This is a genomic window from Campylobacter concisus (genome assembly GCF_050447445.1).
Taxonomy (GTDB): domain Bacteria; phylum Campylobacterota; class Campylobacteria; order Campylobacterales; family Campylobacteraceae; genus Campylobacter_A; species Campylobacter_A concisus_BI.
Genome location: NZ_JALMFW010000001.1, coordinates 1,360,721 through 1,373,794 on the forward strand (window position 1 = coordinate 1,360,721; position 13,074 = coordinate 1,373,794).

Genomic DNA, 13,074 nt, shown 5'->3' on the forward strand with positions numbered 1-13,074 from the left:
TTTATGCCTTTGCGACCTTGCAAAGGCTAAATTTAAACGCTGCTTTTATAATTTCCTCTAAACATTAATTAAAATTTGACGAAATAGAATCTAGAAAGATAAAAAAATTTTTAATATATTTTAAAATTTTGGCATAGCTTTTGCTTAAATTTTCAGTGTTTTAATACTATACTTAGCATATTTTTTAAGGATATTCATGTCGGATAAAAAAAAGACAATAGAAAGAAATTTAAGTGGGATAACAAACCCTATTTTTGAAAAAAATCTTCAAGCACTATTTCAACAAGATGAGGTCTTGGCTGCTAGACTTTTTGGTATGAATATACAAACTAAATACGAAATCGTTCTAGATAAAAGTGATCCAATACGCATAAATATCATCAATAAAGAATCTAATGAAACAATATATAAAGATCCGGTTGAAGAAGTAAGCAAGATGCTTGCTGATATAGAAAAAAAATACAAAAGATATCCAGGACTTTTCTTTTATGGCTTAGGAACTGGTATATTTTATAAAGCTTTAGCAAAAAATAAGACTCATAAAAAAATTATTATCATAGAACCAGAACTTGAGATCATACATCTTGTTTTAAATATTATTGATATATCAGATGAGCTTAAAGATGAACAAATTGTTCTTTTTTATTCTGAATTTGCTACATATGCTCAGTTTTACTATCTCGTGTCGCATAGCGATTTAGATATATATGCTAAAACTTATAGCTTATTAATCCACTCTAACTATTATGATAATTTTGCAGATGACTATATCAAAATAAATAAAGATATAACAAGAGCCTTTTCTCAAAATGTCGTTTCCCATGGAAATAGTATAGATGATCTTCTAATAGGCACAAAACAGCATATCGAGAATCTACCTAATATGCTTACTAACTACTGCTATACAAATTTAGTCAAAAAAAGACACGGTCTTATGGATACAGCGATCATTGTTTCAACAGGGCCAAGCCTAGATAAACAGTTAGAAACACTTAAGAAATTTGCACCTTATGTAAGCATTATAAGTGTCGATGCATCCTATCCAATACTCGCAAGAAATGGCATAAAGCCAGATTATGTAACATCAATTGAACGAATGATACCTACTTCTACATTTTTTGAAAAAAAGCACCCTGGATTTGATGATGATATAAATTTTATTGTAGCTTCAGTGACACACAGCCAAACTGTAAAAAATATATTACCTAGACGTTTAGTGCTTACGATGAGGCCTCAACAAGAAGAAAAAATGTTTAGACTCAACAAATATGGATATCTTGGTGTCGGACACAGTTGTGCAAATATGGCCTACCAGCTAGCGTATGTCTTAGGGCATAAAAATATTATATTTATAGGTCAAGATCTTGCCTTTGGTAAAGATGGTACAAGTCATGCCAAAGGTCACACTATCGCTCAGCCGGACGAAAATTTATATACTATCGCCTATGGTGGTGAAGGAGAAGTAAGAACAACTTATGTATGGATGCTATTTAAAAATCAATTTGAAAATGATATCGAGCAAGCTAAATTAGAAGATATAAAATCATATAACTGCACTGAAGGTGGAGCTAGAATAAACGGCGCCATAGAGAAACCTTTTTTAGAAGTTATAAACGAGCTTTGCAAAGGTAAAAAAGTTAAAAATTTACCAAATATCAAAAAAGATAGCGATAAAGTAGCTAACAAAAATTTGTTAAAAGCCTATGAAGTAATACAAAACAAAATAAGAGTTCAAACACAAGCTAAAGAAAAAATAGAAAAAGTATTTTTAGAACTAACACCAAAAATTGATAATTTTATGATTTTAAGAGATAAGGGCGAAATAAACACAAAACATTTTAAAGAGCTTGTAGGAATATCAAATAAGATAGATAAGCTTAAAAACTGCATCTCTCATAAAAAATATATGAGATATATAGAAAACATCTTTGTTATCTCGACTTATCACCAAGAGTTAGAGCTTGCTAAAGTATCAGTAGCACCAAGTGATACAGACGAAGAAAAAACTAATAAATTAGTTGAGTGGATAGAATTTCATAAATACTGGCTATTTTCAGCAGCTGGTGGTATAAATGCGGATATAGAAACAACAAAAGAAGCCTCAAAACCTCTTATAAAAGAGCTTAAAAAACGTGGCATCTTTCCAAAAAAAGACTAAAGCATGGATATATTAAGATTAATAGGACGCACCAAGAATCTCTTTGAAGATGATATAAATGCGCTTGGTAAAAATTTAAAAGAGATAGTTTCAAGTTCGAGCTTTCTAGTTATTGGTGGTGCCGGTTCTATCGGTTCAGCCGTAACAAAAGAAATTTTTATAAGATATCCAAAAAAACTATACGTCGTTGATATCTCTGAAAACAACCTTGTCGAACTAGTACGTGATATAAGAAGCGAGTTTGGATATATAAATGGCGACTTTAAAACTTTTGCTATAGATGTTGCAAGTGCCGAGTTTGATGCACTCTTGGCACAAAGTGGTGGATTTGACTACGTATTAAATTTATCAGCACTAAAGCATGTTAGAAGCGAAAAAGACCCATTTACGCTTATGAGAATGCTTGAAACAAATATCTTTAACACCGATAAAACACTGACTCAAGCTCTCTATATGAAGTCAAAAAAATATTTCTGCGTTAGCACCGACAAGGCTGCAAACCCTGTAAATTTAATGGGAGCTAGCAAGCGCATCATGGAGATGTTTGTGTTTAGACACTCCTTAAATATCGACGTCTCAATGGCTAGGTTTGCAAACGTGGCATTTAGCGACGGCTCACTTCTTTTTGGATTTCAAAAGCGCATAGAAAAATTTCAGCCTATAGTCGCCCCAAACGACGTCAGGCGCTACTTCCTAACGCCAAAAGAGAGCGGCGAGCTTTGTCTTTTAAGTACCATTTTTGGTGAAAATAGAGATATATTTTTCCCAAAACTAGATGAAAATTTAGACCTTATAACATTTAGCGAGATAGCCAAGCGATACTTAGCAAATTTAGGCTACGAGCCATTTTTATGTGAAAATGAGGAGGAGGCCAGAAAGCTTGCAAAAGTGCTTCCAAAAGATGGCTTTTATCCTTGTCTTTTTGCGCCTAGTGACACGACTGGAGAGAAGGACTACGAGGAGTTTTTCGTTGACGGCGAGAGACTTGACATGCAAAGGCTTCAAAATATCGGTATCGTCAAAAATGATGCAAATTTTGACAGCAAAAAGCTAGAAATTTTTAAAAACAATATCTTAAATTTAAAATCAAGCTTGACATGGAGCAAAGAGGACGTTTTACGCGAAGTTTTCGAGCTCATACCAAATTTTATGCATAAAGAAACAGGAAAATATCTCGATGAGAAAATGTGATTTTGACGAGGTTTTGAAATTTATAAAAAGCACCTTTGGCAAGGATAAAGTCCCGCTTCACGAGCCTAAATTTATAGGCAACGAGAAAAAATATCTGCTCGAGTGCATCGACTCTAGCTTTGTCTCAAGTGTCGGCAAATTTGTCGATGAGTTTGAGAGCAAGTTAGCTCAAATGGTCGGTGCTAAATTTGCAGTTGCCACGACAAATGGCACCTCTGCGCTTCACATCTGCCTAAAACTAGCTGGAGTAGAGCAAAATGACGAAGTGATCACCCAGCCAGTTACTTTTATAGCCACTTGCAACGCCATTAGTTACCTTTTTGCAAAGCCAGTTTTCGTAGACGTTGATCTTGACACGCTCGGTATGTCGCCAGCGTCGCTTAGTGCGTTTTTGGAGAAAAACTGCGAGCTAAAAGGCGGTAAATGTGTCAATAAAACCAGCGACAGGATAGTGCGTGCCTGCGTGCCTATGCATACTTTTGGACTGCCTTGCAAGATAGACGAGATAGCTGAAATTTGCAAGCGTTGGAACATCGCCTTGGTAGAAGATAGTGCCGAAAGTCTTGGCAGCTACTATAAAGGTACTCATACGGGAAATTTTGGCAAGCTTGCAGCCATGAGCTTTAATGGCAATAAGATCGTCACAAGTGGAGGTGGTGGAGCTATCATCACAAACGACGAGGAGATAGCAAGGCATGCTAAATTTATCACCACAACAGCCAAGGTGCCACATCCTTTTGAGTATCGTCACAGCGAGATCGGCTACAACTATCGCCTACCAAATTTAAACGCTGCCCTACTTGTGGCACAGCTTGAAAATTTAGAGCTATTTTTAAAGAGTAAACGCGAGCTTGCTATGATCTATAAAGAGTATTTTTCTAAATTTGACGATGTAAAATTTATAGATGAGCCAGCGGATGCTAGGTCAAATTTTTGGCTAAATGCGGTGCTTTTTGAAAGCCATGAAAAACGAGATGAGTTTTTGAAATTTAGCAATGAAAATGGCGTTTTCACACGCCCTATCTGGCAGCTTATGAACGATCTTGATATGTTTAAGGACTGCCAAAGAGATGAGCTAAAAAATGCTAAATTTCTAAGCGATAGGATAGTAAATATCCCAAGTTCAGCAATACTATGAAAAGTAAAGATATGGCATCAGGGATTTATATAGTAGGGACAGGCGGATTTGCAAGTGAGGTTGCTGAGTATATTCTAGATAATGGCGAATATAAAATTAATGGATATTTTGATATTAAAGAAGATGATTATAAAAAATATAAATACGTAGCACCATTTTTGGGAGATGAACAAAACTACAATTTTTCTAAGGGAGATAATGTAGCTATTGCTATTTCTGACCATAAGCTAAGGAATAAAATATATATGTTTTTAAAAAACAAAGGAGTTAATTTTCCAAACATTGTTCACAGAAGTTCATTTATATCAAAGTCTTCTTTTGTGGATGAGGGATCCTTAATATGTCCATTTGTATCTATAACATCAAACGCCAGTATAGGCAAAAATTTTCAAGCAAATATTTATAGCTATGTGGCACACGACTGCATAATAGGAAATAATGTTACATTCGCTCCATCCGTTAAATGTAATGGAAATGTAATAATTGAAGATGATGTATATATTGGAACCGGAACGATTATTCATCAGGGTAAACACAATAGACCATTAAGGATTGGAAGAGGCGTTGTGATTGCGGCCGGCTCAGTGGTAACAAAAAGTATCGAAGCCGGAAAGACTGTATTTGGAAATCCAGCTATTGAATTTACGAAAGAAAATATAAAAAGGAGAAGCTAGGTGGCTAATTTTTTAAATTCAATCCCAATTGAAGAGATTAAAATAGGCATGAAAGCTAGCTATTCTCAAACTATTACAGATGCCGACATTAAAGCGTTCGCAGGTATTAGTGGGGATAGAAATCCAGTACACATAGATGAGGAATATGCTTCTAACTCAAGATATAAAAAAAGAATTGCTCATGGATTAATGACCGCATCTTACTTTTCTGCCCTTTTTGGTACTAAAATTCCAGGGGAAGGTTGTGTTTATGTCTCTCAAACTTTGAATTTTAAAAGACCGGTTTATGTTGGAGATACGGTAACTGCCACTGTTGAGGTCTTTAGAGTTGATTTAGAAAAATTTAGGATATTTTTTAGAACTACTTGCATGGTTAAACAAAGAATTGTTACTGATGGCGAAGCAGAAATATATATTCCCAAAATAAGGAATTAAATGAATAAAGTGTTTATCATAGCTGAGGCTGGAGTAAATCACAATGGTGATATAAATTTAGCAAAAAAGCTAATCGACATAGCAGCCAAGGCTGGCGCTGATGCAGTGAAATTTCAGACATTTAAAGCCACTCTTAATATTTCAAAAAACGCACAAAAAGCTAGCTATCAAAAACAAACTACTGATAAAAACGAAAGCCAGTTTGAGATGATAAAAAAGCTTGAACTAGATGAGAACACGCATAAAGAGCTCATAGCCTACTGCAAGCAAAAAAATATCACTTTTCTCTCAACTCCTTTTGATAGCGACAGCATAAAGCTTCTTGATGAGCTTGGGCTTAGTACATTTAAAATCCCAAGTGGCGAGATAACGAATTTACCTTATCTTAGGCAGATAGGTGGGCTTAATAAAAAGATCATTCTCTCAACTGGCATGGCAAATTTAGGCGAGGTGGAAGCCGCGATAGAAGTACTTGTAAAAAGCGGCACAAAACGTAAAAACATAAGCCTTCTTCATGCAAATACGCAATATCCAACGCCAATGGAGGATGTAAATTTAAAAGCGATGATAACTCTAAAAAATGCCTTTGGCCTTGATGTCGGATATAGCGATCATACGCTTGGTATTGAGGTCGATATCGCAGCGGTTGCCATGGGTGCAAAGATCATAGAAAAGCATTTTACTCTTGATAAGAGCATGCCCGGACCTGATCACAAGGCTAGCCTTGAGCCAGATGAACTAGCGGCGATGATTAAAGCCATTAGAAATATCGAGCTAGCACTTGGAGATGGGCTTAAGCATTTTAGTAAAAGTGAGAGCGAAAATATAAAAATAGCTAGAAAGTCGATCGTAGCAAAGTGTAATATAAAAAAAGGCGAAATTCTTAGCGAACAAAATATATGTGTAAAACGCCCAGGAGATGGCATAAATCCTATGAGGTGGGATGAAGTGATAGGGCAGATTTCACAAAAAGATTATAAACAAGATGATCTGATATGAGAAAAATTTGTGTAGTGACAAGCACTAGAGCTGAATATGGCCTGCTTTATTGGCTCTTAAAAGAGATCAAGGCAGATAGTGAGCTTGAACTTCAGATCATCGCTACTGGTATGCATTTAAGCCCCGAGTTTGGACTCACATATAAAGAAATAGAAAAAGAATTTAAGATAGATAAAAAGATAGAAATTTTAGGCTCTTCACACTCAAAACTTGATATATGTACTGAAATGGCAAAGGTTTATGAGAAATTTGCCCCAGCCTTTAGCGAACTTAAGCCAGACATATTGGTACTTCTTGGAGATAGATACGAGATATTTGGTGTAGCAAGCGTGGCTAGCATCATGCAGATCCCAATAGCACACATACATGGCGGAGAAACTACCCAAGGGGCATTTGACGAGGCCTTTAGACATAGTATAACAAAGATGAGTCATATTCATTTTGCAGCTACAAGAGAGTATGCAAATCGTATAATCCAGCTAGGAGAAGAACCTAGCAGAGTCTTTAATGTCGGCGGTCCTGGCATTGAAAATATAAAAAAGCTAAATTTACTAAATAAAGATGAGTTTGAAAAGTCTATAAATTTTAAGCTCACTAAAAAAAATATACTAATCACATTTCATCCGGTAACACTTGAAAATAGTAGTGCAAAAGAGCAATTTAGCGAGCTTTTAAAAGCAATAGATGAGTTAAAAGATACAAATTTTATCTTTACGAAGGCAAATAGCGATACAGATAGTGATGTGATAAATAACATGATAGACGAGTATGTGGGTAAAAATTCACAAAAAGCTGTGGCATTTGCTTCACTTGGACAGTTAAGATATCTAAGTGCGATAAAATTTGTTGATATAGTCCTAGGAAATAGCTCAAGTGGCCTTTCAGAAGTTCCGAGCTTTAAAAAAGCAACCATAAACATAGGCGATAGACAAAAAGGACGTGCAAGAGCTAGCAGTGTGATAGACGTTAGGCCTGCTAAAGAAGAAATTTTAGCCGCTATAAAAAAAGCGTATTCAAAAGAATTTGAGCAGATTTTAAAAGATACTACCAATCCATATGATGGCGGTAATTCAAGCAAAAAAATGGTTAAAATTTTAAAAGAGCTAGAGATTGATGATATTTTGAAAAAGAAATTTTATGATATAGGTTTAAAATGAGAATAGTAAACGATATAAAGCTAAGCATAAATTCAACCATAAAAGACGCCCTACAAACAATCAATAATGGCGGGCTCCAAATAGCTATTGTCGTGGATGAAAACGATAACCTTGTAGGTACAGTAACAGATGGGGATATCAGGCGCGGACTGCTAAATGGTCTTGATGTAAATAGCAACATAAATCTCATAGTACACAAGAGTCCAAGTACTGCAAATGTTGGCGACACAAAAGAGTCAATACTAAAAATAGCCCTCGCTAAAAAGCTTCATAAAATCCCACTAATAGATGAACTTGGAAAGCTAGTTGGCATAGAAGATATCGAAGACATTATAAAACCAGCCAGTAAAACAAACAAAGTCATTTTAATGGTAGGAGGCCTTGGCACTAGGCTTAGACCACTTACGCAAGATACTCCAAAGCCAATGTTAAAGGTCGGAAACAAGCCGATACTTCAAACGATAGTTGAAAAATTTGCAGAGTATGGCTTTGTAAATATCACTATGTGTGTAAATTTTAATGCAGACATCATCGAGGACTATTTTGGTGACGGAAAAGAATTTGGAGTAAACATTGACTACATTTTAGAGCAAAAAAGAATGGGTACGGCAGGGGCGCTAAGCCTACTTAAAGAGCGACCAAACGAACCATTTTTTGTAATGAACGGTGATCTTCTTACAAATGTAAATTTCGAGCATATTTTTAACTACCACACGCTAAATAAAGCGACGGCTACAATGTGTGTAAGAGAGTATGACTACGAAGTGCCTTATGGCGTTGTAAAAATGAATGACAACAAGATAGTAGAGATCTCAGAAAAACCTGTGCAGAAATTTTTCGTAAGTGCTGGGATATATATGCTTTCACCTGAAATTTTAGATCTAATACCAAAAAATGAGTTTTATGATATGCCAACTCTTTTTGAAAAAGCGATAAGCAAAGGAAAAAACGTCATCTCGTTTCCTATACATGAGTACTGGATCGATATAGGTCGCTTAGAAGAGTATCAAAAAGCAAATGAAGAATACGCAAAAATATTTTGATGAGGCATTTTAGATGAAAGCTCTTATCTTAGGCTATGGCTCGATTGGTAAAAGGCATTACGAAGTATTGGAAGCTTTACCGCAGATAGATGAGATCTGCCTCGTTACTAGCCAAGATGTAGCCAATAAAATTTGTTACAAAAGTTTAGAAGAAGTCTCAAATTTAGACAAGTTTGACTACTTTGTCATAGCAACTCCTACATTTTTACATCTGCAAAATTTAAAATTTTTAGACGAGAAAGTAAAAGATAAAATAATACTTTGTGAAAAGCCTTTGTTTGAGAAATTTTACGATTTTACACCAAAAAACAACAAAATTTTTGTAGGCTACGTGCTTAGATTTCATCCACTTTTACAAAAACTAAAAGAGCTTTTGAAGAATGAAAAAATTTTTTACATAAACGCTAGTTGTGGACAGTATCTACCAAGCTGGAGAAATGGAGACTATACAAAATGCTATAGTGCTAGCAAAGAAAAAGGCGGTGGGGTTTTGCTAGATCTTAGTCATGAGTTAGACTATACCATGTGGCTGTGTGGCAAATTTAAGAGCATAAAAAGCTTTCAAGATAAAGTCTCAAATTTGCAGATAACAAGCGATGATTTATGTTTAATCTTTGGCAAAACAGATAATAATGTAGTAGCCAATATAAGCATTGATTATTTAAGCCATATGACGCATAGAAACGTGCGAGTAGAGTGTGAAGCCTCCACCTATGAGCTTAATTTCATAAAAGGTACTCTCATAAAACAAGATATCAATAGGCAAATTTTTAACATGCCAAATTTGGAAAGAAATGAGATGTTTTTAGCTATGCATAAAGATGTCCTAGGTGAACAAAAATATGTTTGTGGCTTTAGCGAAGGACAAGATACTATGGGTGTAATAGATAAAATTCAAAGGCAAAATAATGAGTAATGTTTTATGTACAATATGTGCAAGAGGCGGTAGTAAGGGCGTAAAAGGGAAAAATGTACGTGAGCTTTGTGGAAAACCACTTATTGCTTACACCATAGAGCAGGCTAGAGAGTCAAATTTATTTGAGCATATAGTAATTAGTACTGATAGCGATTTAATCGCGGAAACAGCAGTAAAATATGGCGCAGAAGTTTTTTTTAAAAGAGATGCTGCTATGGCCAGCGATACAGCTGGAAAGCTTGATGTGATAAAAGATGCTTTTTTAAAAAGTGAACAACATTATGCACAAAGATTTGATTATGAGATTGATCTTGATGCAACAGCTCCACTTCGTGATGTAAGCGATATCATAAACGCTTACAATCAGTTTCTACACGATAAAAATGACAACCTAATAACCGCAATGCCAAGCAGAAGAAGTCCGTACTTTAACTTGGTTGAAATTTATCCTGATGGGCATGTGGGACTTGCAAAAACTTTAGCAAAAGCCATTGTAAGACGACAAGATACACCAAAGACTTATGATATGAACGCTTCTATCTATATCTGGAAACGTGAAGCCTTACTGAATAACGATACATTGTTTTTGCCAAAAACTGGGCTTTATGTGATGAGTGAAGACAGATCAATCGATATAGATTGTGAACTGGATTTTAAATTTGTAGAGTTTTTAATGAAGGAAAAAAATGCTAACAGATAAAGTCATAGTAGTAACTGGAGGAGCTGGTAGGATAGGAAGTGCTTTTATAAGAGCTATCGTTAATCAAAATGGCATTGGTGTGATAGCAGAGGTAGATACAAAAAGAGCAAATTTACTAAAAGATGAGATATTGAGCTCAAACAAAGACGCAAAAATCGAAGTTTTGCAAATTGATATCAGTGACGTAAATTCTGTTAATGAAGCCATAAATTTCTTACACTCAAAATATGGTCGCATAGATGCACTGGTAAATAACGCCTATCCAAAAAACAAAAATTACGGTAAGAAATTTTTTGAGATAGATATGAATGATTTCAATGCCTTCTTAAATTTACACCTTGGTGGATACTTTAATATCTCACAAAATTTTATAAAATTCTTTTTAGAGCAAGGTTACGGCAATATCATAAATATCTCATCTATACAAGGTATCGGAGCTCCTGCTTTTGAGACTTACGAGGGAACAAATATGCACTCTCCTGTCGAATATACAGTAGTAAAACATGGCCTTCTTGGCATGACAAAATACATGGCAAAGATGTTTAAAAAAGACAATATTCGAGTAAACGCTATAAGTCCTGGAGGAATTTTAGATGGGCAGCCTGAGCCATTTTTAAGCCAGTATAAAAAAAGATGTGGTATGAAAGGGATGCTTAATGCAAATGATATTTGCGGTACTTTGATCTATTTACTAAGCGATGTATCAAAATATGTAAATGGACAAAATATCGTAGTTGATGATGGATTTAGTTTATAATTTAAAGCCTTAGTTTATTGCTAAGGCTTTAAGCATCAAATTTAGCATGAGTATTTTAAAATCTTATATACAAAAAGTTTAAGATATTTTATTGATTGCAAAAGTATAAAACCCCAAAGCTAAGCTTTGGGGCGTGGGTTTGCGTATTGTAAAAGCATTAACACTCTTAAGGCTTTGTACTGCAACAAAGCCTCTATTTAAAACCTTAATTAACTACTGTAGTAGCTTCATTACGTTTTGTTGTACGCTGTTTGCTTGACTCATAGCATAAGCACCTGATTGAGCTAGGATGTTATGTTTTGAGAAGTTAGCAGACTCGCTAGCAAAATCAACATCTCTGATTTGAGATTCTGCTGATTTTACGTTAACTTGAGTTACAGTGATGTTATTAACTGTAGCTTGAAGTTGATTTTGAACTGAACCAAGGTCTGAACGAACTTGATCTAGTGTTTTTTGAGCAGACTCAGCGATACTCATAACAGCCATCGCACCGCGAAGTGTCATAACACCAGCAGATTGAGCTACTGATAAAGCTGCACTCATTCTTTGAAAGCCCATAGCAGTTGCTAGGTTTTTATCTATTTGTCCTCTTACATCTCTTAGAGATACTGATTGTTGAGCACCACCATTAGCAGAGAATGCTATTGATAGCTTAGTAAGACCCCCACCATTTAGTTTAATATCTCTACCATCAAGACGAACTAGATTTAGTCTGCCTACAAAGCCGGCTGTTAAAGATGTACCAGCTGCTGCTTTACCTTTACCACCAAGACCTTTTGAGATATCTTTACCTGTTGCAACAATAGCACGGCCATCACGGCTTGTTAATACCATTTTGCCTGTTTCAGCATCAACAGAAGCTTCAACACCAGTTTGGTCTTTTACAGAGTTGATAGCATTGACAAGTGCACCGTTTGAATCATTCGCTTTAACATCTAGGTCGCCGATTTTAACGCCATTAATTGTTAAAGACTGAATTAAACCACCAGCGATAGCAGCACTAGCCTTCCAAGTAACATCAGCTGTGGCTCTAACACCAGTTTTATCAGCAACTTTGTTGATATTCTCAGCTAAAGCACCAAGACCTTTACCGATACCTGTTGAGATAGTAGCGCCTGTAACACCTACATCGTTCACACCATCAACGTTTAAGAATTTAAGGTTTACTGCACCCATACCCGTAAGAAGTTTTGAACTCTCAAAACGTGTAAGGCCGATCTTATCAGATGTAGTCGCACCAATACTTGCTTTAACAGTTTGATTTGAGTAAGCACCTATTTGGAATTCTTTATTAGAGAATGTTCCGTTTAGTAGTTGCTGACCGTTAAATGAAGTAGTGTTACCGATATTGTCAAGCTCTTCCATTAGACGAACGATATCAGCTTGCAATGCTTGGCGTGATTGAGTTGTTTGGCCGTCTTGAGCTGATTGAGTAGCTTTTGTCTTGATAGTATCAAGAATTTTTAGCTGCTCGTCCATAGCTTTATCGGCAACTTGAATGATACCAATAGCATCATTACCGTTTGCAATAGCTTGACCTAAAGCTGAAGCTTGACTTCTTAAGCTATCTGCAATAGATAGACCTGAAGCATCGTCTGCAGCTGTTTGAATTCTAAGACCTGAGCTAAGTTTGTTAAGTGACTTAGATAGGTCAGTGTTGTTGCTAACTGCGTTAGCGTGTGTGTTAAGTGCGTTTACGTTTGTGTTAATACGAAAACTCATTGTAAATCCTTTTAATTTTTAGTTACGACTTCTTGTCGCACAAAAACTATATCGTGAAATTTTCTAAAAACTTTATAGGTATGAATGAAAAATTTTTAAAAGATAGATCCTGGCTTGATTTTTTATGCCTTGATACTTTAAAAATTATTTTTGCTACAATTACGCCAAAAAATACAAAGGCTAT

General features: G+C 35.5%; 12 protein-coding genes. 11 read left to right on the plus strand and 1 reads right to left on the minus strand.

The genetic code is table 11. The features are described 5' to 3' along the window. Nucleotides 1–196: 196 nt before the first annotated feature. From MTT30_RS07025 to MTT30_RS07075, 11 genes are read left to right on the plus strand one after another with little or no spacing between them, the layout of a single operon-like run. On the plus strand, nt 197–2,158 hold the full coding sequence (locus MTT30_RS07025) for a motility associated factor glycosyltransferase family protein (RefSeq protein WP_429801466.1): 1,962 nt from the start codon (nt 197–199) through the stop codon (nt 2,156–2,158). A 3-nt stretch (nt 2,159–2,161) separates the two neighbouring features. Beyond that, the gene (locus tag MTT30_RS07030; RefSeq protein ID WP_429801467.1) at nt 2,162–3,349 is read left to right on the plus strand and encodes a UDP-N-acetylglucosamine 4,6-dehydratase; all 1,188 of its coding nucleotides are present in this window, start codon (nt 2,162–2,164) and stop codon (nt 3,347–3,349) included. Then, nucleotides 3,336–4,487: a LegC family aminotransferase gene (locus MTT30_RS07035; protein WP_429801468.1), complete on the plus strand. Its 1,152-nt coding sequence runs from the start codon at nt 3,336–3,338 to the stop codon at nt 4,485–4,487. The genes MTT30_RS07030 and MTT30_RS07035 overlap by 14 nt, the downstream gene beginning before the upstream one ends. Further along, nucleotides 4,484–5,161, plus strand: a complete 678-nt coding sequence (locus tag MTT30_RS07040) for an acetyltransferase (protein ID WP_429801469.1) — start codon at nt 4,484–4,486, stop codon at nt 5,159–5,161. Before MTT30_RS07035 ends, MTT30_RS07040 begins: the two co-directional genes overlap by 4 nt. Then, nucleotides 5,162–5,596, plus strand: coding sequence for a MaoC family dehydratase (locus tag MTT30_RS07045; protein WP_222861995.1), 435 nt, complete (start codon nt 5,162–5,164; stop codon nt 5,594–5,596). Continuing rightward, entirely contained in the window at nt 5,597–6,595 is a 999-nt protein-coding gene (neuB, locus tag MTT30_RS07050) for an N-acetylneuraminate synthase (protein ID WP_429801470.1), read from the plus strand. Further along, the gene (gene neuC, locus MTT30_RS07055; protein WP_429801471.1) at nt 6,592–7,752 is read left to right on the plus strand and encodes a UDP-N-acetylglucosamine 2-epimerase; all 1,161 of its coding nucleotides are present in this window, start codon (nt 6,592–6,594) and stop codon (nt 7,750–7,752) included. The genes neuB and neuC overlap by 4 nt, the downstream gene beginning before the upstream one ends. Further along, nucleotides 7,749–8,795 (plus strand): nucleotidyltransferase family protein, encoded by a 1,047-nt coding sequence (locus MTT30_RS07060; RefSeq protein ID WP_429801472.1) that lies wholly within the window; start codon nt 7,749–7,751, stop codon nt 8,793–8,795. The genes neuC and MTT30_RS07060 overlap by 4 nt, the downstream gene beginning before the upstream one ends. A 13-nt stretch (nt 8,796–8,808) precedes the next feature. Continuing rightward, complete coding sequence (locus tag MTT30_RS07065) at nt 8,809–9,711, plus strand: Gfo/Idh/MocA family protein (RefSeq protein WP_429801473.1); 903 nt, start codon at nt 8,809–8,811, stop codon at nt 9,709–9,711. Beyond that, the gene (locus tag MTT30_RS07070; RefSeq protein WP_429801474.1) at nt 9,704–10,411 is read left to right on the plus strand and encodes a cytidylyltransferase domain-containing protein; all 708 of its coding nucleotides are present in this window, start codon (nt 9,704–9,706) and stop codon (nt 10,409–10,411) included. Before MTT30_RS07065 ends, MTT30_RS07070 begins: the two co-directional genes overlap by 8 nt. After that, nucleotides 10,398–11,168, plus strand: a complete 771-nt coding sequence (locus tag MTT30_RS07075) for an oxidoreductase (protein WP_429801475.1) — start codon at nt 10,398–10,400, stop codon at nt 11,166–11,168. The genes MTT30_RS07070 and MTT30_RS07075 overlap by 14 nt, the downstream gene beginning before the upstream one ends. A gap of 213 nt (nt 11,169–11,381) precedes the next feature. Here MTT30_RS07075 and MTT30_RS07080 read toward each other — a convergent pair whose 3' ends face one another. Next, nucleotides 11,382–12,890 carry a flagellin B gene (locus MTT30_RS07080; RefSeq protein ID WP_429801476.1) on the minus strand — a complete coding sequence of 503 codons (1,509 nt, stop codon included), beginning with the start codon at nt 12,888–12,890 and terminating at the stop codon, nt 11,382–11,384. Between the last annotated feature and the right edge of the window lie 184 nt (nt 12,891–13,074).